Annotated in this window: 30 protein-coding genes; 13 read left to right on the forward strand and 17 right to left on the reverse strand. The window is 63.2% G+C overall.

Annotation, left to right across the window (positions count from 1 at the left end; translation table 11 throughout):
- Window positions 1–27: 27 nt before the first annotated feature.
- Both NKI18_RS12370 and NKI18_RS12375 read left to right on the forward strand, forming a co-directional pair.
- Complete coding sequence (locus NKI18_RS12370) at window positions 28–2,109, forward strand: ATP-dependent helicase (protein ID WP_352616698.1); 2,082 nt, start codon at window positions 28–30, stop codon at window positions 2,107–2,109.
- A gap of 164 nt (window positions 2,110–2,273) precedes the next feature.
- A complete protein-coding gene (locus tag NKI18_RS12375) occupies window positions 2,274–2,576 on the forward strand; it encodes a DUF982 domain-containing protein (RefSeq protein ID WP_023677662.1) in 303 nt (100 codons plus the stop codon).
- A gap of 60 nt (window positions 2,577–2,636) precedes the next feature.
- On the opposite strand, the gene NKI18_RS12380 is transcribed toward NKI18_RS12375, so the two are convergent.
- Together NKI18_RS12380 and NKI18_RS12385 are read right to left on the reverse strand one after the other, a co-directional pair.
- Window positions 2,637–2,936 (reverse strand): hypothetical protein, encoded by a 300-nt coding sequence (locus NKI18_RS12380; RefSeq protein ID WP_352616695.1) that lies wholly within the window; start codon window positions 2,934–2,936, stop codon window positions 2,637–2,639.
- A 14-nt stretch (window positions 2,937–2,950) separates the two neighbouring features.
- Window positions 2,951–3,463, reverse strand: a complete 513-nt coding sequence (locus NKI18_RS12385) for a DinB family protein (RefSeq protein WP_352457652.1) — start codon at window positions 3,461–3,463, stop codon at window positions 2,951–2,953.
- Between the two features lie 73 nt (window positions 3,464–3,536).
- Between NKI18_RS12385 and NKI18_RS12390 the strand changes: the two genes are divergently transcribed.
- From NKI18_RS12390 to NKI18_RS12410, 5 genes are all read left to right on the forward strand, one after another.
- Window positions 3,537–4,247, forward strand: a complete 711-nt coding sequence (locus tag NKI18_RS12390; RefSeq protein ID WP_352616692.1) for a glutathione S-transferase family protein — start codon at window positions 3,537–3,539, stop codon at window positions 4,245–4,247.
- A 313-nt stretch (window positions 4,248–4,560) separates the two neighbouring features.
- Entirely contained in the window at window positions 4,561–5,196 is a 636-nt protein-coding gene (bluB, locus tag NKI18_RS12395; RefSeq protein WP_352616689.1) for a 5,6-dimethylbenzimidazole synthase, read from the forward strand.
- Between the two features lie 145 nt (window positions 5,197–5,341).
- Window positions 5,342–5,641, forward strand: coding sequence for a DUF1905 domain-containing protein (locus NKI18_RS12400; protein WP_352616686.1), 300 nt, complete (start codon window positions 5,342–5,344; stop codon window positions 5,639–5,641).
- 244 nt (window positions 5,642–5,885) lie between these two features.
- Window positions 5,886–6,308, forward strand: a complete 423-nt coding sequence (ndk, locus tag NKI18_RS12405; protein ID WP_023677669.1) for a nucleoside-diphosphate kinase — start codon at window positions 5,886–5,888, stop codon at window positions 6,306–6,308.
- Between the two features lie 258 nt (window positions 6,309–6,566).
- On the forward strand, window positions 6,567–7,175 hold the full coding sequence (locus tag NKI18_RS12410) for a class I SAM-dependent methyltransferase (protein WP_352616683.1): 609 nt from the start codon (window positions 6,567–6,569) through the stop codon (window positions 7,173–7,175).
- A 74-nt stretch (window positions 7,176–7,249) separates the two neighbouring features.
- Here the strand turns inward: NKI18_RS12410 and NKI18_RS12415 are convergent, their stop codons facing one another.
- The 7 genes from NKI18_RS12415 to NKI18_RS12445 form a co-directional block, all read right to left on the reverse strand.
- Window positions 7,250–7,519: a hypothetical protein gene (locus tag NKI18_RS12415; protein ID WP_352616680.1), complete on the reverse strand. Its 270-nt coding sequence runs from the start codon at window positions 7,517–7,519 to the stop codon at window positions 7,250–7,252.
- Window positions 7,520–7,712: 193 nt separating this feature from the next.
- A complete protein-coding gene (locus NKI18_RS12420; protein WP_353019794.1) occupies window positions 7,713–8,480 on the reverse strand; it encodes a YbaY family lipoprotein in 768 nt (255 codons plus the stop codon).
- 85 nt (window positions 8,481–8,565) lie between these two features.
- The gene (locus tag NKI18_RS12425; RefSeq protein WP_352616675.1) at window positions 8,566–9,045 is read right to left on the reverse strand and encodes a molybdenum cofactor biosynthesis protein MoaE; all 480 of its coding nucleotides are present in this window, start codon (window positions 9,043–9,045) and stop codon (window positions 8,566–8,568) included.
- Between the two features lie 3 nt (window positions 9,046–9,048).
- Window positions 9,049–9,306: a molybdopterin converting factor subunit 1 gene (gene moaD / locus NKI18_RS12430; protein WP_352616672.1), complete on the reverse strand. Its 258-nt coding sequence runs from the start codon at window positions 9,304–9,306 to the stop codon at window positions 9,049–9,051.
- A 1-nt stretch (window position 9,307) separates the two neighbouring features.
- Window positions 9,308–9,904 (reverse strand): CDP-diacylglycerol--glycerol-3-phosphate 3-phosphatidyltransferase, encoded by a 597-nt coding sequence (pgsA, locus tag NKI18_RS12435; RefSeq protein ID WP_352481786.1) that lies wholly within the window; start codon window positions 9,902–9,904, stop codon window positions 9,308–9,310.
- Between the two features lie 100 nt (window positions 9,905–10,004).
- Window positions 10,005–12,083 (reverse strand): excinuclease ABC subunit UvrC, encoded by a 2,079-nt coding sequence (uvrC, locus tag NKI18_RS12440; RefSeq protein WP_352616669.1) that lies wholly within the window; start codon window positions 12,081–12,083, stop codon window positions 10,005–10,007.
- Complete coding sequence (locus NKI18_RS12445; RefSeq protein ID WP_352616666.1) at window positions 12,080–12,856, reverse strand: SDR family oxidoreductase; 777 nt, start codon at window positions 12,854–12,856, stop codon at window positions 12,080–12,082. The genes uvrC and NKI18_RS12445 overlap by 4 nt, the downstream gene beginning before the upstream one ends.
- Before the next feature lie 420 nt (window positions 12,857–13,276).
- Here NKI18_RS12445 and NKI18_RS12450 point away from each other — a divergent pair, with 420 nt between their 5' ends.
- On the forward strand, window positions 13,277–13,927 hold the full coding sequence (locus NKI18_RS12450; protein WP_292662341.1) for an outer membrane protein: 651 nt from the start codon (window positions 13,277–13,279) through the stop codon (window positions 13,925–13,927).
- A gap of 77 nt (window positions 13,928–14,004) precedes the next feature.
- Here the strand turns inward: NKI18_RS12450 and NKI18_RS12455 are convergent, their stop codons facing one another.
- Window positions 14,005–14,601: a glutathione S-transferase family protein gene (locus NKI18_RS12455; RefSeq protein ID WP_352616663.1), complete on the reverse strand. Its 597-nt coding sequence runs from the start codon at window positions 14,599–14,601 to the stop codon at window positions 14,005–14,007.
- A gap of 121 nt (window positions 14,602–14,722) precedes the next feature.
- Here NKI18_RS12455 and NKI18_RS12460 point away from each other — a divergent pair, with 121 nt between their 5' ends.
- Window positions 14,723–15,562, forward strand: a complete 840-nt coding sequence (locus tag NKI18_RS12460) for a hypothetical protein (protein WP_352616660.1) — start codon at window positions 14,723–14,725, stop codon at window positions 15,560–15,562.
- A gap of 455 nt (window positions 15,563–16,017) precedes the next feature.
- On the opposite strand, the gene NKI18_RS12465 is transcribed toward NKI18_RS12460, so the two are convergent.
- Window positions 16,018–16,548: a DinB family protein gene (locus tag NKI18_RS12465; protein WP_352616657.1), complete on the reverse strand. Its 531-nt coding sequence runs from the start codon at window positions 16,546–16,548 to the stop codon at window positions 16,018–16,020.
- Between the two features lie 62 nt (window positions 16,549–16,610).
- Between NKI18_RS12465 and NKI18_RS12470 the strand changes: the two genes are divergently transcribed.
- Complete coding sequence (locus NKI18_RS12470) at window positions 16,611–17,246, forward strand: TetR/AcrR family transcriptional regulator (protein WP_502900689.1); 636 nt, start codon at window positions 16,611–16,613, stop codon at window positions 17,244–17,246.
- 38 nt (window positions 17,247–17,284) lie between these two features.
- On the opposite strand, the gene NKI18_RS12475 is transcribed toward NKI18_RS12470, so the two are convergent.
- Window positions 17,285–18,037, reverse strand: coding sequence for a sulfite exporter TauE/SafE family protein (locus NKI18_RS12475; protein WP_352616654.1), 753 nt, complete (start codon window positions 18,035–18,037; stop codon window positions 17,285–17,287).
- 116 nt (window positions 18,038–18,153) lie between these two features.
- Between NKI18_RS12475 and NKI18_RS12480 the strand changes: the two genes are divergently transcribed.
- On the forward strand, window positions 18,154–18,513 hold the full coding sequence (locus NKI18_RS12480) for a VOC family protein (protein WP_352616653.1): 360 nt from the start codon (window positions 18,154–18,156) through the stop codon (window positions 18,511–18,513).
- Between the two features lie 36 nt (window positions 18,514–18,549).
- Here NKI18_RS12480 and NKI18_RS12485 read toward each other — a convergent pair whose 3' ends face one another.
- The 4 genes from NKI18_RS12485 to NKI18_RS12500 all read right to left on the reverse strand — a co-directional run bounded on the left by NKI18_RS12485 (window position 18,550) and on the right by NKI18_RS12500 (window position 21,262).
- The gene (locus NKI18_RS12485) at window positions 18,550–19,002 is read right to left on the reverse strand and encodes a hypothetical protein (protein ID WP_352616651.1); all 453 of its coding nucleotides are present in this window, start codon (window positions 19,000–19,002) and stop codon (window positions 18,550–18,552) included.
- A 124-nt stretch (window positions 19,003–19,126) separates the two neighbouring features.
- Window positions 19,127–19,975, reverse strand: coding sequence for a 23S rRNA (adenine(2030)-N(6))-methyltransferase RlmJ (locus NKI18_RS12490; RefSeq protein ID WP_352616649.1), 849 nt, complete (start codon window positions 19,973–19,975; stop codon window positions 19,127–19,129).
- Window positions 19,972–20,586 (reverse strand): hypothetical protein, encoded by a 615-nt coding sequence (locus tag NKI18_RS12495; protein WP_352616646.1) that lies wholly within the window; start codon window positions 20,584–20,586, stop codon window positions 19,972–19,974. The genes NKI18_RS12490 and NKI18_RS12495 overlap by 4 nt, the downstream gene beginning before the upstream one ends.
- A 4-nt stretch (window positions 20,587–20,590) precedes the next feature.
- Complete coding sequence (locus NKI18_RS12500; protein WP_352616643.1) at window positions 20,591–21,262, reverse strand: TetR/AcrR family transcriptional regulator; 672 nt, start codon at window positions 21,260–21,262, stop codon at window positions 20,591–20,593.
- Window positions 21,263–21,347: 85 nt separating this feature from the next.
- Here NKI18_RS12500 and NKI18_RS12505 point away from each other — a divergent pair, with 85 nt between their 5' ends.
- Window positions 21,348–21,614 carry a hypothetical protein gene (locus NKI18_RS12505; protein WP_352616640.1) on the forward strand — a complete coding sequence of 89 codons (267 nt, stop codon included), beginning with the start codon at window positions 21,348–21,350 and terminating at the stop codon, window positions 21,612–21,614.
- An 11-nt stretch (window positions 21,615–21,625) separates the two neighbouring features.
- Entirely contained in the window at window positions 21,626–21,814 is a 189-nt protein-coding gene (locus tag NKI18_RS12510) for a carboxymuconolactone decarboxylase family protein (protein WP_352616637.1), read from the forward strand.
- 27 nt (window positions 21,815–21,841) lie between these two features.
- Here NKI18_RS12510 and NKI18_RS12515 read toward each other — a convergent pair.
- The coding region (locus NKI18_RS12515) for a phosphotransferase (protein WP_353019801.1) at window positions 21,842–22,277 on the reverse strand (436 nt) is incomplete at its 5' end.

The following is a 22,277-nucleotide window of genomic DNA, read 5'->3' on the forward strand; positions in this document are numbered from 1 at the left end:
CAAAGCAGAAACGATGCTTGATGGGCGATGAACCTCGCCGCCCGTGATTCGTCCTTCCAGCCGGCCTATCTGGCGAAGCTCAACGCCGAGCAGCGGCTTGCCGTCGAACATGGCGACGGCAAGATCGCCGGACCGTTGCTGGTCATTGCCGGCGCCGGCTCCGGCAAGACCAACACGCTGGCGCACCGGGTCGCGCATCTGATCGTCAGGGGTGCCGACCCGCGCCGCATCCTTTTGATGACATTTTCGCGCCGTGCCGCAGCGGAAATGGCCAAGCGGGTCGAGCGCATCGCCGGCGAGGTGCTGGGGCGCGATGCCTCGGTGATCACCGATGCGCTGAGCTGGGCCGGCACGTTCCACGGCATCGGCGCCAGGCTGCTGCGCGATTATGCGCTGGAGATCGGTCTCGATCCGGCCTTCACCATCCACGATCGCGAGGATTCCGCCGACCTGATGAACCTCGCCCGCCACGAGCTTGGGTTTTCGAAGACCGAAGCCCGCTTCCCGACCAAGGGCACCTGCCTTGCGATCTATTCGCGCGCCGTCAACGCACAGGCGCCGCTCGGCGAGATGCTGGGTTCGGTGTTCCCGTGGTGCGTCGGCTGGGCCGAACAGCTGAAGCAATTATTCGCACGATATGTCGAGGCCAAGCAGGCGCAGAACGTGCTCGATTACGACGACCTGCTGCTCTACTGGGCGCAGATGGCCGGCGAGCCGGAAATCGCCGCGCATCTGGGTGCACGTTTCGACCATGTGCTGGTCGATGAATACCAGGACACCAACCGGCTGCAGGCCTCGATCCTGACGGCGCTCAAGCCCGACGGATCGGGGCTGACGGTGGTCGGCGACGACGCGCAGTCGATCTATTCGTTCCGCGCCGCGGAAGTGCGCAATATCCTGGATTTTCCCAAGCAGTTCGCGCAGCCGGCGGAAGTCGTCATGTTGGAGCGCAATTACCGCTCGACCGCGACCATTCTGGCGGCCGCCAATGCGGTGATCGGCGAAGCGTCGGAACGTTTCACCAAAAATCTCTGGACCGAGCGCAAATCTGCGGAAAAGCCGAAGCTGGTCAGCGTGCGCGACGAGACCGAGCAGGCGAGCTATGTCTGCCAGGCGATACTCACCGAGCGCGAGGCCGGCACCGTTCTCAAAGCACAGGCGGTGCTGTTTCGCGCCTCGCACCATAGCGGCCCGCTGGAGATCGAGCTGACGCGCCGCAACATCCCCTTCGTCAAGTTCGGCGGGCTGAAATTTCTCGATGCAGCTCACGTCAAGGACTTGCTGGCCGTACTGCGCTTTGCCGAAAACCCGCGCGACCGCGTCGCCGGCTTTCGCGTGCTGCAACTTCTGCCGGGCATCGGCCCTTCGGCCGCCAATGCGATCGTCGAGACCATGGCAAATTCGCTTGACGAGACGATGGGGCTTGCCCGCTATCGCCCGCCGCAGCGTGCCGCCGACGACTGGCCGGGCTTTGTCGCGCTCTATAGCGGCCTGCGCGCAGGCGCGCAAAAATGGCCGGCCGACATCGAACAGGTCAGGCTCTGGTACGAGCCGCATCTGGAACGTATCCACGAGGATGCAACGACGCGCCGGGCCGATCTCCTGCAGCTCGAGCAGATCGCTTCCGGCTATGCGTCGCGCGAGCGCTTCCTCACCGAGCTGACACTCGATCCGCCGGACGCGACCAGCGACGAGGCCGGCCCGCCGCACCGCGACGAGGATTATCTGATCCTGTCGACGATCCATTCGGCCAAGGGCCAGGAGTGGAAGAACGTCTTTGTGCTCAACACCGTCGACGGCTGCATCCCGATCGATCTCGGCGTCGGCAGCAAGGAGGACGTCGACGAGGAGCGGCGGCTGCTCTACGTAGCGATGACGCGGGCCAAGGACAGCCTGCACCTGGTCATGCCGCATCGCTTTTTCGTCCACGGCCAGGCGGCGCGCGGCGACCGCCATGTCTATGCCTCGCGCACGCGCTTCATCCCGCGCTCTATCCTCGGCGCCTTCGAGCAGGTGGCATGGGCCAGCGTCCAGGCCAGAGACGATCCGCGCCGCCAGCCGCAGGTGCGTGTCGACCTCGGCGCCCGCATGCGCGGCATGTGGAAATAGGCACCCGCCTCGACGTCGGCGCTGCTCGCCCGGCGACCGCTCCCAGAGCCGGCGAAAAAACAATCCCGGCAACATGGAACCTCGCGCCGTGATCCGCGTTTCTGCCCGACCCCCAGACCGGAGAACGGCGTCCGCCGTGACCTCCGCCCATTCGAGAGGCCAGAATGCACGACAGGACGTTTTCCACCCCGGTCGCCCTAACCGTCGGCGCCGGCTACAAGCGTACGATCGCTTCGTTCTCCGAGATGCACGAATTCCTGACCGAGTTCCCGCCTTCGCGCCGCCGGCTGAGCTATGGCGCCGCGGTGAAGGCCTGCGAGGCGGCACGTGCCGGCGATATCTCGGCCGAAGCGGCACGCGACGCCCTGATCACCTTCGCCGTGACGGCAGGCATCCTCTGGCCGGCCGCCCAGCCGGCGGTCTCGGTCAAGCCGGTCGCCCGCGGCCTCGGCGGCTACGCCGCCTGACAAGCCTCTTCGTCATCATGGCCGGCCGGATTCCGGTCATCAGTGCTGGCCCGGCGGATCCTAAATCAGCTGCCTTCTGATGCTCATCCGCGTCACCGCGGTCACAAGAATGGCGCCGATCATGAAATAGATGGTCGCGACGATGTCGCCCTGGTGGAAATAATAACCGGAGTTGAGAAGCGCCAGGACCACGGCGAAGAACGCCACAAGGCGCAAGGGTTCATTGGGCATGCGTGCCAATTCTCGCTGTTGCTGCTGAATGCTGCTGAAGCGGCCGCCCTCACGACCGTCCGCTCCATAAAATGTTTCGGCGCGTTTTGCAATCTCGGCAGATCGTCCTCTATCCACCGTCCGCTTCACCAGCCGCCCCAGGTTCAGGCGAAAGCCCTGCCCTCCTCGCTGCGCTGGAACATCGTCAGGTCCAGTCCGAGGCTTGGCTTGCCCAGAATGGTCAGGATCGCATGCGCCTGGCCGCGGTGGTGGGTCTGGTGGTTGAAGAAGTGGTCGAGCGCCGGCGCCAGCCGCTGCGAGACGGTGCGCATATCCGAGACGGTCATGTAGGAGAAGCGGCCCGACAGCGCCTTGTCGCTCAGGCCGTCGACCCAGTCGATGATCCGTTTGTCCTCGGCCTCGCGCGCCAGCCGCAAGCCTGGCAAGGCGCGGTGCAGGATCGTGTCGAGCCTTGCCGGCGCGTCGCCCTCGCCGGTGAAGCGTTTCATCCAGATACGGTCGGCTGCCAGGAGGTGGTTGAGCGTTCCCATCATCGAACCGAAGAAGACGCCGATATTGCGGTCGAACTCTTCCTCGTCGAGATCGGCAGCGGCATCGTAGATGCGGCCGTTGGCCCATTGATTGTAGGCCGCAAACATCCTGAAATGCTGTTTCATTTTCTCTCGACCTGCGAGACCCCCTGCGCGGGTCCGTTTCGGCCATAGTTAGACTGCAAGGACGCTGCCGCCAATGACCATTCTGCTCTACGACCTTGTCGGACGCGACGCCGCCCGCCCGTTCAGCCCACATTGCTGGAAGGCGGCGATGGCGGTGGCCCACAAAGGGCTCGACATCGCCAGCGTGCCGACCCGTTTCCTTGAAGTGCCGAAGGTGGAAGGCGGCGTCTCGAAGCTCGTTCCGGTGATCCGCGACGGCGAGACGGTGGTCGCCGATTCCTTCGCCATCGCGCTCTATCTCGAGGAGACCTATCCCGAGCGGCCGACATTGTTTTCCGGCGACGGCGGCAAGGCGACGGCGCGCTTCATCGAACGCTGGTCGCAGCTGACCATCCATCCCTACGTCACCACCGCTGCGATACTGGACCTGCACGCCAGGCAGGACGAGGCGAACGCCGCCTATTTCCGGCAGAACCGCGAGCAGCGCTTCGGCAAGCCCCTGGAGGCGGTTTACGCCACCCGCGACGCCGGGCTCGCCAGCTTCCGTGCCTCGCTGGAGCCGCTGCGCTCGATGCTTGGCTATCAGCCCTTCATCGGAGGCCGGTCGCCGCTATTTGCCGACTACATCGTTTTCGGCGCGCTGCAATGGGCGCGCATCGCCACGCCCTACCGGCTGCTCGACGACACCGATGTCGTGGCGCAATGGTTCGAACGATGCCTCGATCTGCATGGCGGCCTCGGCCGCACAGTTGCGGCCGCAGCGATCTCCCGCCTTGAGAGTTGAAATCGGCAGTTTTCATCGGCGGCGGCACATTTTGTTCTTGCTTTGTGCCGGCAGCTATGCTACTAATCTCGATATGGTGATGATTCGCACCGACGCCCGCCCGGCCTGCCGAGGCGGGTTTTGTTTTGCCGATCGAGGTCCAACGGCGTAGATCGTGGCGATGTCGTCCGGCCTTAGCTGAAAGTTGCCAGCCGGCGAAATGCGACAATGCGGGTAGACGAAGTGTCGCTCGAAGCGCCTCATCAGCGCCTGGATCGAAGCAAACAAGACGAACATCCGGCGAACCGGGCAATCACAACAAAGGCAGCGCGCCATGACCGCAAACCCAGAGTTCCCGGCCGATTTTCGCGCTGCGCTCGCCAACCTCTTCCTGTGGCGGCGCGACGTCAGGCGGTTCAAGCCGACGCCGCTCCCCGATGGAGCGCTGGAGCGGCTGCTCGAGCTTGCCAGCGCCGCACCGTCCGTCGGGCTGAGCCAGCCCTGGCGCTTCGTCGTCGCCGAGAGCGAAGCATGCCGCGCCGCCGTCAGGGCCTGCTTCGAGCGCTGCAATGCGGAGGCACTCCAAAGCTTTTGCGATGAACGCGCCGCCCTGTATTCGCGCCTGAAGCTTGCCGGCCTGAATGAGGCGCCCTGCCAGCTTGCGGTTTTCGCCGACCGCGCAACCGAGCAAGGGCATGGGCTTGGCCGCCTGACCATGCCAGCCACCATAGACTATTCCGCTGTCATGGCGGTCCACACGATGTGGCTGGCGGCGCGCGCCGAAGGAATAGGCATGGGCTGGGTCTCGATCCTCGATCCGGCCGAGATGGCGACGATCCTGGATGTGCCGCCGGAGTGGACGCTGATCGGTTACTTCTGCATCGGCTATCCCTCGGAGGAACACAGCGTGCCGGAACTGGAACGGGAAGGCTGGGAAACCCGGCGACCGTCTATCGTGACAAGGCGGTAGTGGAATGGCGGCGCTGCGCGGGGAAGAATGACTCCTCCCTGCAGGGCTGTGGATGTCATGGATGGTTTCGCCGATCGTCAGCATTGCCAGCAAGACACCATGGCAAAGCCAGTCGTGACGGGCTTGACCTGAGGAAGGGCATAGAATGTTTCGCTACGACATGCAGGCCGAGATCTGGGTCTATCCGGGCAAGGGCGGCTGGCATTTCGTGACGCTGCCGCCGGAGCTGGGAGCCCGGATCAAGACGGCGATGGTGGGGATGGCAAGGCCCTGGGGCTCGCTTGGCGTGGAAGCCGTCATCGGCCAGACCAGATGGCGGACATCGCTGTTTCCCGACAAGAAATCCGGCAGCCTGCTCTTGCCGATCAAGACCGCGGTGCGGGTCCGCGAAGGCCTCGGGGCTGGCGACACGGCCAACCTGACGATCGAGAAGATGCAGTTATGACGACGTTGGGTCAGGCTGACGACGACGCGCTATAGGGCGGCCAGTCGGTCGGATCCAAAGTGGGTACCGGTTGTCGGAAAATCCGATGCTCAACAAAAAGATGAGCGGCGGCATGGTTCGACTTGAAAGTCCGCCGCCCCAGCGCAGAAATGCGCGCTGCACCGGCCTCCCCTTGGCAAGCCGGCGGGCGGCTTGTATAGAGCCCGCCACCCTCAATTCCACTCTCCGTCACAAGGACGATCCCATGGCGCTCGAACGCACTTTTTCCATGATCAAGCCGGACGCGACCCGTCGCAATCTCACCGGCGCTATCACCAAGATACTGGAAGATGCCGGCCTGCGCGTCGTCGCTTCGCGCCGGGTGTGGATGAGCCGCCGCGAGGCGGAAGGTTTCTATGCCGTCCACAAGGAGCGTCCGTTCTTCGGCGAGCTGGTCGAATCCATGTCGTCGGGCCCGACAGTCGTGCAGGTACTGGAAGGCGAGAACGCCATTGCCAAGAACCGCGAAGTGATGGGCGCCACCAATCCGGCAAGCGCTGCCGAAGGCACCATCCGCAAGCTGCACGCGCTGTCGATCGGCGAGAATTCCGTACATGGTTCCGATGCGCCGGAAACCGCCGCGCAGGAGATCAAATACTGGTTCTCGGATACCGAGATCGTCGGCTGAGCCGGCATCCCGAACCCCATCAAGAAGGCCGGCACAACGCCGGCCTTTTTTGCTAAAGCGCGTAGCGTTCGACCGGCCTCCTGCGACGCGCGTCAGGTTTCTTGTCTTGATGCATGTCGGTATCGCAAAACCGCTGCACAGTTTTGCGCGACATGCAGTAGCCGACATTTTCAGCTTCAGGCTCCTCGACGGGTCACGGGTGCGTTAAGCTCGGAGGGGCGGATCAAACGCGGTACCGACAATGGAGCCGACCAAGCCATGACCAGCACCATTCCCGGTTTCTTCCAAGGCACCGAAATGCCAACCGGCGGCTGGTGGGAAGCGCTGTGGCCCGAGCCCGCCAGCGTCCTGGCGGCAGTCGGCATGAAGCCCGGCAGGGACGTGGTCGATCTCTGCTGCGGCGACGGCTGGTTCACGCTGCCAATCGCCAGGGTCGCCCGTCATGTGATCGCCATCGACATCGATGCCGATCTGCTCGAAGTCGCCAGGCGGCGGCTGGCCGAAGGAGGCGCGGGCAATTGCGAGTTTTTGGCGGGCGACGCCTATGAACTTGCCAGGCTGGTGCCTCAAACCGTCGACTTCGTCTTTATCGCCAACGCTTTCCACGGCGTTCCGGATCGGCCGCGGCTTGCCCGCGCCGTGCGCGCGACGCTTGGCCCTGCGGGTCGTTTTGCCATCGTCAACTGGCACCAGCAGCCGCGCGAGCAGACCACGGTCCTGGGCGAGCCGCGCGGGCCAAAGACCGAGCTGAGGCTGTCACCCGAACAGACCACCGCGTCGGTGGAAGCGAGCGGGTTCAAGCTCGCCGAGCTGGTTGATGTGCCGCCCTATCATTATGGCGCGGTATTCAAACTCGCGACGAATTGAGAATATCGCATGAGATGCGGCATCGTCGCCCGATACATGTCGCCCGCCGCCCCCTAGCGGCGGGTTCTGCCGGTCTATTTCGCCTGGCGTTCCTTCACGTTCGCATGTTCGTTCGCCGCTTCCGTGTCGGTGGCCGGCGTCTGTGTATCGTGACCTGTGAACGGGCTGCCCTGCCCGGGCGCGAGATCGCCGCTATTACCAGCCTTGTTGGTCTGGAAAGGCTGGCTATCAGGACTGAGACCATGCTGAAGGGCGTCGAACAGATGGTCGTCCGCCTTGGCAAGGCCGGTAACGGCAAGGAGCGATGCACCTGTGGCAGCAAGGATAAGCGCGTACGTTTTCATCTCTGGACTCCTTTGAGTTAAGGCCAGAACAAGCCGCAGCCATTCTGGCGGCTTCAACGAAGGGACTACGTCCCTTTTGCCTTACCCGCCATTTTATGTGGAACTAACGCGCCCTCTGCCCGGCCTATTCCCGCTGAAACACAACGTGATCGGCATGCACTGCCGCAAGCGCCAATCGGCGTGGGCCAATGCGCTAGCTCGCGGCGTTGAAGCGCAGGATGTCGTGGCCGTTTCTGTCGGCGATGACAAGCTTGCCGGCGTCGACGTGGTAGGATGCCGCCTTGGCCAGCGCCTCGAACAGCGCTTTTTCCTCGGCCATGACCTGAGGCGCGCAGGCCTTGAAGGTCGAGCCGATGTCGCTGACGGCGATCGTCGAGCCGTCTACCTTGGCAGTGGCGAAATAGACGTTGCAAGGGCCGCTGCCGCCGGCCTTGCCGGCTTCGCTGATCCGGAATGTCGCCCGCGGCTCGGCAATCACGCCGATGCCGTCGATATATTCGACCAGCCAGCTTTGGCCGAACACCGAGGCTGCCGCCGGCGCATCGCTCGGCGCCGCCATTTTCAGCATGATGGTCTGTGGCGCGTCGCTGAGCGGGTCGACCTGATGGCGCGTATCGGTGACGAATAGCAGCCGGTCATCGACAGTGATGCGCGCCTGCAGCGCGTAGGTCATATCAGGCCGGATCACCCGCGGGTCGAAGCTGATCTCGAACTTGATCGGCACCTGGCCGGCCGGCACCACCTTGCGCTCACCGATGATTGCGGCCGGCGCGTCGGCCAGCGAGACGTCGGCAAGCTGCACGGAAAGCACGGCATTGGGCGGCAGCGCGATGCGCTCGCGATACATCACCTCGCCCTTGAGGGTCTTTTCGGCAGCCGCGGAATGATCCGGAACGGCAAGTATGCCGACGGCCAGCGGCACCAGTCCGAAGATGAAGAACTCGGCGATCCTGTCCAGCATGATCCTGCTCCCCTTCCGGCCAAGGGTCTCGCAGGATTGCGGTCAATGAATGGCTGGCGGGGTATGGGCATGGCTGTCCAGGGATTTATTTGGACGGCGGCTGCTTCCAGCGCCCCGCCGCCTTGTCGTCGGCTTCCTTGGCGTCGACCCAGCCGCCCTCGGAACCGTCGCTATGGTGTTCCTTTTTCCAGAACGGCGCCCGTGATTTCAAATAGTCCATCAGGAAATTCGCGGCCTCGAACGCCGCCTGCCGGTGGGCGGAAGCGGCCACCACCAGCACGATGTTTTCGCCGGGCGCGATCTTGCCGTGGCGATGGATGACGGTGAGCCCCTGCAGCGGCCAGCGCTCGATTGCCTCGCCGGCGATGCGGGATATCTCGGCTTCGGCCATGCCGGGATAATGTTCGAGCTCGAGCGCGGAGAGCCTGCCTTGCTCGTCGCGGCAGAGGCCGGAGAAGGTCACCACAGCGCCGATGTCGTTGCGACCCCTGGTCATCCTGGCGATCTCGGCGGCGACGTCGAAATCCTCCGCCTGGATGCGCACGATAGGCACCACCGCGGACATGGTTCAGCCACCGGTCATCGGCGGGAACAGCGCGATCTCGCGCGCGCCGGCAATCTTCTCGCAGTGCTCGACATGTTCCTGATTGATGGCGACGCGGATCACGTCAGGATATTGCAGCGCGTTCTCGTACTCCTCGCCGCGCGATTTCAGCCAGCGCAACAGGTCGGCGACCGTTTCGATGCCGGCCGGCAGTTCGACCTCTTCCTCCGGTTTGCCGATCCGCTCGCGCACCCAGGCGAAATAGATGAGCTTCGTCGACATTTTATTCATCCATGATGTGCTTGAGGCCGGCGCGGAAATAGTCGTAGCCGGTGTAGAGCGTCACCAGGGCTGCGATCCACAGCAGCACCAGCCCGGTCTGGGTGGTCAGCGGGAAGATCTTGTCGCCGGCGGGACCTGCAAGCAGGAAGGCGATGGCGATCATCTGGATGGTGGTCTTCCATTTGGCGAGCTGCGTCACCGGCACCGAGACCTTCAAGGCCGCCAGATATTCGCGCAGGCCCGAGACCAGGATCTCGCGGCACAGGATGATGATCGCCGCCCATAGCGACCAGCCGGCGATGCCGGCATGGCGGTCGGTGTCGGCGGCAAGCAGCAGCAGGCAAGTGGCGACCAGCAGCTTGTCGGCGATCGGGTCGAGCATCTTGCCGATGTTGGAGGTCTGCTGCCAGGCGCGGGCCAGATAGCCGTCGAAGTAATCGGTGATCGAGGCGAGCAGGAAAATGATGAGCGCCGACCAGCGCGCGAAGTCGCTCGATTTCAGATGCCCTTCCAGGAAGAAACACAGCACCACCAGCGGCACCGCCAGGATGCGGGCGTAAGTGAGCATGTTGGGCAAGTTGAACGCGCGCTGAGCCATGTTTTGGGAACTCTTTCTGCCTGCTTAGTCAAATCAGAAGCGAATGTGGGGGGTCAACAGGCCAGAATCGATTAGCCAGCCGAAATATCGGCAATAGGTCTTAGCTCTCGTGAAAATGATTGTAGACCAATTTCGCCACCTGCTCGGAAATGCCGTCGACCTTGACCAGGTCCTCGACGGCGGCGCGGCTGACGGCCTTGGCCGTACCGAAATGCATTAGCAGCGCGCGCTTGCGGCCGGGGCCGATGCCGCTGATCTCGTCGAGCGGGCTCTTGACCATCTCCTTCTTGCGGCGGGCGCGGTGCGAACCGATGGCGAAGCGATGGACCTCGTCGCGCAGCCGCTGGACGAAATAGAGCACCGGATCGCGTACGGGCAGCGAGAATGGGACCTTGCCCTTGACGAAGAAGCGTTCTCGGCCGGCATCGCGATCCTGCCCCTTGGCGATGCCGATGGCCACGACGCGGTCCTCGATGCCGAGATCCGCGAGGATCTTGTGCACCGCCGTCATCTGGCCCTGGCCGCCGTCGATGAGGATGACGTCGGGCCAGGCGGGGAAGCCGCCCGCGTCCTCGATATCGTCGCCCGGTTCGGTAGGGCTCGCCTCGTCCGCGCCCTCGGTTTGCGGGGCGTCACCATGTTCCTTCAACAGCCGCGAAAAGCGCCGCTGCATCACCTCGCGCATCATGCCGAAATCGTCGCCCGGCGTGATCTCGGTCGAGCGGATGTTGAACTTTCGATACTGGTTCTTCACAAAACCTTCCGGCCCGGCGACGACCATGGCGCCGACGGCGTTGGTGCCCATGATGTGCGAGTTGTCATAGACCTCGATGCGCACCGGCGGTTTTTCCAGGCCGAAGGTCTCGGCAAAGCCAGTGAGCAGCCGCGCCTGGGTCGAGGTTTCGGCGAGCCGCCGGCCGAGCGCTTCGCGCGCATTCTGCAGCGCATTGTCGGTCAGGTCCTTCTTCTCGCCGCGCTGCGGCACGGAGATCGACACCTTGCGGCCGGCGCGGGTGGAGAGGGCCTCCGCCAGCAATTCCTGGTCCTCGACGCCATGCGACAACAGGATGGTGCGCGGCGTCGGCTTGTCGTCGTAGAACTGCGCCAGGAACGATCCCAGCACCTCGCCGGCTTCGAGCGCCGGATCGGCCTTGGGAAAATAGGCGCGGTTGCCCCAGTTCTGGCCGGTGCGGAAGAAGAACACCTGGATGCAGACCTGGCCGCCCTCCTGATGAATGGCGAAGACATCGGCCTCGTCGACGGTCTGCGGATTGATGCCTTGATGGCTCTGCACATGCGACAGCGCCGCCAGCCGATCGCGATAGATGGCGGCGCGTTCGAAATCGAGGTTCTCCGAAGCCTGCTGCATGGCGGCGGAGATCTCCGTCTTCACCTTCTGGCTGCGGCCGGAGAGAAAATCCTTCGCCTCGGCGACAAGCCTTGCATAGTCGCCGTGCGAGATTTCGCCGGTGCACGGGCCGGCGCAGCGCTTGATCTGGAACAAAAGGCAAGGCCGGGTGCGGTTCTCGTAGAAGGAGTCGGTGCAGCTCCTGAGCAGGAAGGCGCGCTGCAGCGAGTTGATGGTACGGCCAACTGCGCCGGCCGAGGCGAAGGGGCCGAAATAGTCGCCCTTGCGCGAGCGCGCGCCGCGGTGCTTGTAAATACCGGGCGAGACATGGTCGCCGGTCAACAGGATATAGGGGAACGACTTGTCGTCGCGCATCAGCACGTTGAAGCGTGGCCGCAAGCGCTTGATGAGGTTGGCTTCAAGCAGCAGCGCTTCGATCTCGGTACGGGTGACGACGAACTCCATGGTCGACGTCTCGCGCACCATGCGGCCGATGCGGCTGGTGTGGAACCGGCCTTGCGCGTAGCTGGTGACCCGCTTCTTCAGGCTGCGTGCCTTGCCGACATAGAGCACGTCGCCGGCGGCATTCATCATGCGGTAGACGCCGGGCGCATTGGGCAGCCGCTTTACCAGCGTCTGGATCACCTCGGCGCCGACCATGCCGTCGGCGTCGCCGGCATGCGGGGTCCAGTCGATGGCGGTGAAGGTAACGTCCGGACCGCTGGCTGCAGGCTCGACGACTTCCTCGGCCGCCTCGTCCTCGAGGTCGATTTCGGGCGGCAGGTCGTCGGCGCCACCGCGCGTTTTTTGTTTCTGGTCCATGGGGCTCATTCCGTCATGCCTGTCACATCGGGCGTCTGCCATGCAAGATGCTGGCCGCCGTCAAGCGCGATCATCTGGCCGGTGACCGAGCGTGCCGCCCAGAGATAACGGATAGTGGCACCGAATTCCGGCAATTCCGGGCCGCGTTTCAGGATGAGCCCGGCAATCTGGGCATCGAAATCGCTGTCGTGCTGGCGCGTGTTCTTCAAGGTCGGGCCAGGACCAATGGCGTTGACACGGATGCGGGGACCCAGCGCCTGCGCCATCATCTCGGTCGCCGCCCACAAGGTCGACTTCGACAGCGCATAGGAGAAATAACGCGGCGTCGGTCGCCAGACGCGCTGATCGATCATGTTGACGATCAGCCCCTCACTGTTCTGCGGCAAGGCCCGAGCGAAAGTCTGTGCCAACAGCGCCGGCGCCTTGACATGCATGGCGAAATGGCGATCCCAGGCCGGCCAGTCGAAATCCTCAACGCTGTCGTGCTCGAACAGCGAGGCGTTGTTGACCAGCAGCGACACCGGCCCGAGCGCCGCCGCCGCGCGACCGACTAGGTCGCCGACGGCGTCCATCTCGGTCAGGTCGGCAGCAACCACTGCGGCCCGGCCATGTCGACCAAAATGACCACTGTTGATTTCGGCCGCCAGTGCCTCCGCCTCGGCCAGCGAGCGATTGCAGTGAATGGCGACGGCAAAACCATGCGCGGCAAGATCTTCGACGATCGCCCTGCCGATCCGCTTCGCCCCGCCCGTCACCAGTGCCGTCGCGGCGACCTTGCTCATCTGTCAATCCTTAATCCGATGCCGATTCCGACCTGCCGGGATCGCGCCGGCAAATTATGGCCCGCCAAGCGTTAAATCCCATTTCCACCTGGGGCAAGATTGTGGCAAAGTGGCCAGTGGGCGTTTTGGCTCGACCGGAATTCGGGCCAGCCCGCCCGCAATATAGGGCGCTGGAGCCCTTACACCAAGCCGTGTGCAGTGCAGCACGGCGAACCTGCTGACATTCGCTGTTGCGAAGATGCAACGTCAAGGTTCTGCCTCATTCGTGCCAGGTAATGACCCAAGTTCAGGTTCGCTTCAGCCGCATTTCGACACGACATTTGGAACCGTTGAACGCCGGATCCGTTTCACCCCCCGGACGGGTTGAGGGCGCTCATGAAAAAACAAGCCTGTGTCCTGTGGCTTAAGGAGTAAAGAACAATGCAAGCCAATCTTAAATTTGCGCGACCGCTCGCGGTGGCGTTTGGGCTGTTCGCCCTCGGCGGAACCGCCTATGCCGCGGACGTGGTTCAGGAAGAGCCGCCGGCACCTGCCCCGATCGCAGAACTTCCGGTCGCATCCTGGGCCGGTCCCTATGCCGGTGTGAGCGTCGGCTACGGCTTCGCTGGCCATGCCAAAGCCAAAGACATTGGCGTCGACGTCGACACCAAGGGTTTTGTCGGCGGCGTCTTCGGCGGCTATAACTGGCAGCAGGAGAACTTCGTCTACGGTGCCGAAGCCGATATCGGCTACAACGGCGTCAAGGGCGACGATGCCGGCATCGAGGCCAAGGGTGGCTTCGAGGGCTCGCTGCGTGCCCGCCTCGGCTACGCTGTCACCCCGGACATCCTGCTCTACGGCACCGCCGGTGGCGCGCTGAAGAACCAGAAGATTGAAGCTGCCGGCGTAAGCGACACCAACACGCAGTTTGGCTGGACAGCCGGCGTGGGTACCGACATCAAGATCACCGACAATGTGTTCGGCCGTGTCGAGTATCGTTACACGGACTTCGGCAGGAAGGACTTCGACGGTATCGGCAAGGTCAAGTCGACCGACAATCGCGTCACCTTCGGCGTCGGTATGAAGTTCTAAGTCGTCCAAGCCACGACACGAAAAAGCCGGGCCTCGCGCCCGGCTTTTTTTGTGGCACCGGTTGAGGCCGCCCGCCCTCAAGCCGGGATGGCGGGCTTCAGCTCCGGGAATTTCTCGTCGAAGCGTGCCGCCCAGCGCGTCAGCCGGCCGCGGCCCTTTTCCCATTTTCCAGCGAAGCGCAGCGAGAGATAGCCGAGGCAGGCGCGCAATGCGATCTGGCCGAGGGTGATTTTCTTCGGCAGCTTCGGCGGGTTCGCGTTGAGCAGATCGAGCGCGTCCGAAATCTTCGTCCACTGGCGCTCGAGCCAAGGCTGGTAGACCATCTCTTCCGGCCGTGTGCGCCGCTCATAGACCATCGACAGCGCGCAGTCGCAGATGCCGTCGGCCAATGCCTCCAGCACCTCCGCCTCAAGGCGCTTGTCGGGATTGCGCGGAAACAATGCGTTCTTCGACATCCGGTTGAGATGCTGGGTGATGGCGCGGCTGTCGTGGACCGAGCGGCCGTCATCGAGCACCAGCACCGGGATCTTGCCGAGCGGATTGGCGCCGATCAGTTCGGCCGGCCTTTCCTCGGTCTTTATCGGCACGAGATCGATCGCAATGCCGGCATGAAGTGCTGCCATGCGCACCTTGGAACTGTAGGGGGAAGTAGACGCGTAGAGCAGTCTGGGCATTGTCGATTCCTGTTTGCCGGCTACAGCTCCATACGTCCTATTGGACGCGCAAAAGGACGCGGTAGCATTGTGACTTCGCGCATGACCCTTACCGAAAATCGATTCCGACAGGGGCTCGTGCGTGGCACTGTTGACCGATCATGCAGGGTTCATCAACGGCCAGAGGCGGAAAACCGCGCCGCCGGCGTGCAGCCATAGTCTCGCGTTCGGATGCGATGAGCCGGAGGTGCGGGCGGCAGACGCGAGCAGGTCGGACAATCCAGATCGGAGCAACTACCAACTCGGCCTTGCACCGAAGGTTGGTTTTGGCAGCCACGAAAATCCCACCGGACTTCGCCGCATGGCGAAGTCCTGGGAGCTGCGAAAAGACGTCTTCCTCCCGCCTCTTTCTGGTCCTGCCCGACTGTCAACCAAGAAGCGAGGCGCCTGTCCGGCATCCCGCCCTGGCTGTCTTGAGTACTGTCCCCTGCGACAGCAGGACCGCGACTACTTCTTGGCCTTAGCCTTTGCGGGCGCTGCCTTCGGCTTGGCCGCGGGCGCTGCTTTCTTCACTGCTGCAGAAGATTTCGCAGCGGCGGCCTTTGCCGGTGCTGCCTTCTTCGCAGCGGGCTTCGCCACGGCCTTTGCAGTCGGCTTCTTGGCCGGTGCCGCCTTCTTTGCCGGTGCAGCCTTGGCCTTGGCCGGCGCTGCTTTTGCCTTGGCAGGTGCTGCTTTCTTCACGGCTGGTTTTGCCGCGGCCTTAGCGGCCGGCTTTTTGGCCGGCGCTGCTTTTGCCTTAGGCGCAGCGGCCTTCGGTTTGGCCGCGGGTGCTGCTTTCTTCACAGCAGTTGCGGCCTTTGCCGCGGCTGCTTTTGCCGGTGCTTTCTTTGCCGGTGACTTTGCCGGTGCCTTGGATGCCGGCGCTTTGGATGACTGCTTAGCCATATCATGCCCCTTCCGTTGTGCCGACGGCCGTTATTGACCCGGCGCGCATTGCATATCTGACTCGCGGCTTGCTAGCCAGCGAAGCATTAGAATGATTTGTGTAGCTTAAGTTTCGGTTACGGCGAGCGCGCGACCATTTTACCGGCGCAAAAATCGGCTGCGAATCTTTGTGTCCCGCAGCGAAGTTCTGCGACAGAAATTCTGGTCGCTCTATCTCGACCGGTCTTCTCGTCAAGCTCAGGACCTTTTCGACCAGCTTTGCGCTTCAACGTCCGACGCTCGGCGCGAACATTGTCAAGAGCGAAGGCGGTCGCCCGCCTCGTCTTGTCCGAAACGATAAACTACAGGTAAGTAGGAAGCAACGCGACGAGCTCGCCGCTGCACTATCTTGCACGACGCGATGAAAGTAAGCAGACAGCTCGCATTTCTGAAGGACAGGATATCGTTCGATAGATCCGGTCGAGCCGACCGCGATCGAAAGCGCTTGGCCGTTCAGGCGCCGAGCGGCTCACGGCTCATCTGCAGCCGGCGCGAAGGCTCGGCCCTGTGGAGATGGACGGCGAAGGTATCCCATGGCGGCATGACGGAAATCTGCGCCAGGATGCGCGCCGCTTCACCGCGATGATAGCCGCCGTGCAGTACGACGTGGGTCAGCATTTCCTGTCGCGACATCAATGCCTTATCCCCGTCGGTGAACACGAATGCGACGGGCTCGGACAGCTGCCTCGACGAAACGGTTTCGAGATAATCGAGATACCAGCGATCGGTCGCTGCGACCGCGGCGCGAAGTTCGTCGAACGCCGGCGTGTCCTCGGTGGTGTCGGCGGAGTAGCCATGGCTTGCGTCAACCAGGTGCGCCGAGAATATCCGCGACACCACATGGCTGTGATCGACGAGCCGTATCACGGCCTGCCGTTCCTTGCCGAGAACATGCGGGTCGAGACTCGCGAGCTTGTCCAGCAGTTCGTCATTGGCCCAGGCCTGATAGGCAAACAGGCTGCGAAGCAGAGCGAGCGCATTCATGGTCGGTGTCCTTTTCCGGAAATGCGAGTATGTTGTTTATATTTTCAGGAGAATGGGCGAACGTGGCTACTCGCATTGCAAAACCGCATCCGCGCATGCGCAAACAGCCGCGTCAGGCGCGTTCCAGGGCAACCGTCGAGGCGATCATCGAGGCGGCGGCTCATGTTCTGAGCGGGCTGGGGTGGGCCGGCTTCACCACCAACAAGGTTGCCGAGACAGCAGGTGTAAGCATCGGCACGCTCTACCAGTATTTTCCCGACAAGCTTTCCCTGCTCGCTGCCGTCCGGCGCCGTCACTTCGATCATGTGCTGTCGGTCATTCGCGATTCGGCGGAAGACCAAAAGCCGCTCAGGAAATTCGCGCAGGAGCTGGTGCGCGGCATGATCGCGGCGCACAGCATTCACCCGACACTACACCAGGTGCTGCTCGACGAGGCGCCGGGCGATCGCGGCTCCAGGGCCGCCCATGCTTCGTTCCAGGCGCAATACCTCAATCACTATGCGACTGCTGTCGCCACTTATCGCAAGCCAAGGAAAGGCGCCGACATGCAGACCGTGGCGCGCGTGCTGTCGTCAGCGATCGAAGGTGTGATCCACAATGCGGCACGCCGGAACATGCTCGCCGCGCCGGAGCTGCAAAAGCAACTCGTCGACCTGATCTGCGCCTACCTATCGGGAGCAGGCCGCATCGGTCGATAGCGCATGGCACGGCGGAAGTCGGGATTTCTGTGTGTCGTTCAAACCCGGCTTATGAGGTGCGGCAAGGACGATGCCAACAATGCCGCACCTGATGCGGCCAAGAGTGTGAGGACGATCTTTCGAAAAGTCGCCTCGCTAACGCCGATGTAGAGTCTCGCGCCAAGGAGTGTCGGTATCAACATCGCCGGCGCGACGACGGCAAACATCGGCAGCATTTCGAGCTTGATCTTTCCGGCCGCAAGATAGGCGGCCATCGTCATGGAGAGGGTCACAAGGTTGAAATTCTGGATGACAATACGCTGCCTGTCCTTTTCCCATTGGCGCAGCACGCACCACAGCGTTGGAACCGGGCCGGTGAAGCCGCCAAGTCCACCCATGATGCCGCCGACCAGACCTATTGCACCGTCTGCAACAGGACCCCCGACCGTGATGGGAGGGAGGCGACGCGCAAAGAGCATCAAGGGACACCAAACGACCAGCAGCGCGCCGAAGACCAGCTTGAACAACTGCACATCCAGCAAGGGCAGGATGGCGACACCGACCGGAATCCCGATGATCCCCCCGATCAGGAATGACAGCAGAAGCTTGAGGTCGAAGCCCCTGCGGACGGTGACGGCGGCGATGATCTGGCCGGTGAGCGCCCCAAAGACCGCCATGGCGGCAGCAAGCTGGGGCTCCACGGTCCAAACCCAAATCGACATGGCAACCAGGCTGAAAGCGAACCCGGAAAGCCCCTGGACGAAGCCTGCAACGACCGCGCCGAGAGCAACAGTATAAACAAACGAATCCATGTAGTGCTGTTTCCCCGCAAAGTGATCGATGTGGTCGGTTGGGGTTGACATGCATGGAAGTCTACGATTTTCGCAACCTCGTCCGACCTTGGACCCTCAACACCAGAGAGGTATGAATGTCCTCCTTGCCGAGCTTGACATTTGTCACATGGTTTGCGGCTGATCCCAGATCAGCCGCGGCTTTCTACGCGAATTTCGGAATTGTCTTCAGGCAAGAGCAGCATGGCTCCGGTCCGATACATTTCGTGTTCCAAGGTGAAGGGCTTGCGATCGAACTCTATCCGGCAGAAGCAACGACGCCGGAAGGAGCGGGAACGATGATCGGCTTCGAAGTCGCCAACGCAGATGAAGCTGCTTCTGCCGCCAAGGCCAACGGCTTTGGAATCATTGCGGACGTCAAGGCGACAGCTATGGGCAGACGTGTGATCGTCCGTGATCCTGATGGCCGTCAGGTGTTCCTTTTCTCGACCACCTAAGTGACGCAACAATCCGTCGGGATCGGAAGGCGCTGGTCAGCGCAGGACGCGGCAGCGGCCGTTGTAGACCATCCAGCGGTCGAAGCCCGAGACGCAGAATTCGACATTGTCGCCGATCGAGGCAAAACCCTGGCCTTCCTCGATCAGGTACCAGATGGTGCGGGCGCCGCCGTCGGAGAGGCTGACGGTGGCGCCGCAATAACGGCGGCCGATCGGCCAGATGTCGTCGGCCGGCAGATAGCGATGCTGGTGGATACGCTGGAAGTCGACGATCTGCACGTCGGGCAGATGCGGCACGTGATGCACCTGATAGGAGAAGCGGTCGGTGATCTTGTTCAGCACCCAGGCCTCGCCGCAGACGCCGCTATCCTCGTCGGTATAGATTGCAAGGTCGGCCGCCTGGACTGCCTGGGTGCCGCCAAGAGGCGCGGCCAGCGGCGTGCAAAAGGCGAGCAGTGCGGCAAGGGCGGATTGGGCGAAGCGAGTCATGGCAGCCTCTCAAGGTCGACTGCGCGCACTGTGCGGATTCGCTGACGCGCGGTCAAGCGGTTGTAGCGACCGTGGTTGTGGTGACGATGGTTGCGCTGACGAAACGGCAGGGCCGCGCCGCAAACTACTCTCCCGCCAGCCAGTCCAGCGTCCAGTGCGACGGCTTCTCGACAGCAAGCAGCCGGTGCAGCGCCGGCAGCAGCGTCCGTAACTCGCCTTCCAGCGTGAAGGGCGGATTGACCACCACCATGCCGCAGCCGTCGAGGCTCGGCTCGACGGCGGCCGGCCTGATCTCAAAACCGATGTCGAGCAGCTTCGAAATGCCCGTCTGCTTCAGCGCCTTGCGGAAGGCGGCGACCGCCCTGCGGTCCTTGAGCGGATACCACAGCGCGTAAATCCCTCCTGGCCAGCGCCGATGGGCTCTTTGCAGCCCGTCGACCAAGCGACCGAACTCGCCCTCTTCCTCGAAAGGCGGATCGATGAGCACGAGGCCGCGCTTTTCCTTTGGCGGCAGATGCGCGCCGAGCGCCAGCCAGCCGTCGAGTTCGATCACGCGGGTCTGGAAGTCACCGTCGAACAGCGACTTCAGCCTGGCGGCATCCTTAGGATGCAGCTCGACCGCCGACAGCCGGTCCTGCTTGCGCATCAGGTGCCGGGCGATCAACGGCGAACCCGGATATTTTTTCACGCCGCCGTCCGGATTGAGCGAACGTACGGCTTCAAGATACGGCGCCAGCAGTGCCACCGCCGGCGCATCGAGTGCGGCGTCGACCAGCCGGCCGATGCCGCCTTGCCATTCGCCAGTCTTTTGCGCTTCGGTCGAGGACAGATCGTAGCGGCCGATGCCGGCATGGGTGTCGATGACCCGAAACGCCTTGTCCTTCTGCTTCAGATATTCGATCAGCCGGCTGAGCACGACATGCTTGACGATGTCGGCGAAGTTCCCGGCATGGTAGGCATGACGATAGTTCAATTGGAGCCCCTGCCCCAGCGCGGCGGTGGCGGCTGCGAGTTCGGATTTTCCGGCCGACGGCCGCCGCCGAAACGGAATGCCAGCACCATCCCGACCAGGCCGGCCGCCATCAGGGAAAAACCGACCGGGCGCGCCCGGCGGTCGACCTCGCCGGCACCCGAGCGCAGGACGAGATCGACGGCCCGCATCGGAATGCCTTCGGCGTCGCCCGGACCGACGGTGAAGATGTAGGAACCAGGGGTAACGGTCGGGATCAGGCCGGCCTCGTCGCGAAAGATCCTGTCCGGCAGTTGCGGGCTGACCTGGCGCGGATTGTCGGAGTGATTGAACTGCAGCGTCGAGGCGAGCACCGTCCTGCCGCCGGTGGCGGCAGTGAGGGTCAACACGGTGCGCTGCTGCGAGACGATGCGCTCGGCTCTTGCCGTAAGGTCGACCAGCACGCGTAGCGGCCGGTCGCGTGCGCTCAGGGGCACGGTCACCGGCTTGAACCGGCCCTGGTCGTAAACCCGCCAGGTGCCGATCTCACGGCCGGAGAAATTGGTCATCGCCCAGGGATAGACGACGCCGATGCCGGTACCGATGAGCAGTATCAGGGCGAACAGGGAGCGCATGACGTCAAGACCCGGTGTTCGGCGCGCTGGCGCAGTCGCGGGCGTTCTCCATTTCGTCCAGGAGCATGTCAAGGCCGAGATCAAACGTCCGGTCGAATTCGGCGGTGCCGAAATAACGCCCGGCCGCAGCTACTTTTGGAAAATCCTGCGCCAGTTGCTCGTCGCTGACGATGGTCACGGCCGAAGGTCCCGTTGCATAGCCGGCAGTCTCGTCGAGGATGGCACCCATCAGATAATAGCCGGTGGTGCGGAACAGCCGCGCACCCAGTTCCGGTCCGAAGCCGCCGGCCTCGAACAGGCCAAGGATGCCGTTCAGCCAAGTGAGACAGGTCGGCGAATTCATCCGGTAGGTTACAAGGAACGTGGCAAAGGCCGGGTGCTCACGCGCGACGCGGCGGAAATCCTGCACGGCAATGCGTAACCTTTGTCGCCAAGGGAGGTCCGCGTCGGGCATTTCGAGGGAGCCGATCAGCCGATCCACCAAGGCTTCGAAGAGATGCGCCACCGAAGGAAAGTGGTGATAGATGCTCATGGCTTCGCAGCCAAGTTCTGCCGCCAGCTTGCGCATCGAAAACCCGGCGAGGCCCTCGCTCTCGATCACCTTCAAAGCGGCATCCTTGATCATCTCGCGAGACAGCCGGCCGCGCGGTCGCTTTTTTTTGATCGATGTGTCCATGGTGCCGCTTGACAACTTACGCTGTAAGGTTCATTTTCGACGCTACCTTACACCGTAAGGCCAACAAACGCCAGAGGAGAATGTCATGTCTGCCTATCGTACTCTTTCATCAACGCATTCTTCCATCCGCCGCGCCTTCCTGCTCGCCGCCACCTGTGTGCTGACCCTGGCTGCAGCTCCTTCTTATGCCGATGAGTATGACGCGACCGTCAAGGACATCCAGTCGACCATGGGCGGGGTGCCCGGTTTCGTAAAGCAGTTCCCGAAAGCCGGTCTGCCCGGTGCATGGGCCGAGGTCAAGGCCATCCAGCTCAGCGACAAGACGGCGCTGCCGCCGAAGTCAAGTCGCTGATCTCGCTGGCGGTGGCGGCGCAAATCCCGTGCAACTACTGTATCTGGTCGGACACGCAGGACGCCAAGCGCGCCGGCGCCACCGACGAGGAGATCCAGGAGGCGGTCGCCGTTTCAGCGCTGACCCGCCATTGGAGCACCATCTTCAACGGCATGCAGGTCGATTTCGATACGTTCAGGAAGGAGATGGGCGGGCAGTAATGCTTTCGTTATTAGAGCGGGACGCGTTCAGACTGAATTAGCCTTCCCGCTCCGACTGTTTGTGTGATCCGCCAGCACCTCATTGATGACCCGCCACGATTTTTCCGCCTCGCGCTGGTTGCCGTCATGTCCCGAAGCGACGATCAGCGCCTTCCACAACGCCCAGCCCCGTGCGCGCGCCCAGCTGTGCTCGTCAAGGGCAATGGCGGCGCGGAACGCCTGGCGGCTCTCGCCGTAAAATTCCGTCCACGCGATCACCAGGTCACAGGCAGGATCGCCGATAGCCGAGCTGCCGAAATCGACGACCGCGCACAGTTTGCCATCTTCGACGAGCAGATTGCCCGAGGCAACGTCGCCATGGACCCAGACCGGCGGGCCGGGGCCACGGGGGGCCACGGCCCGCCCCCCCCCCGCCACCGCGGCGGGCGGGTGGGTGCGGGCCCCGCGCGCCCCGCGCGCCGCG

Origin of the sequence: Mesorhizobium sp. M0800 (assembly GCF_040320095.1) — a bacterium.
Classification (GTDB): Bacteria; Pseudomonadota; Alphaproteobacteria; order Rhizobiales; family Rhizobiaceae; genus Mesorhizobium.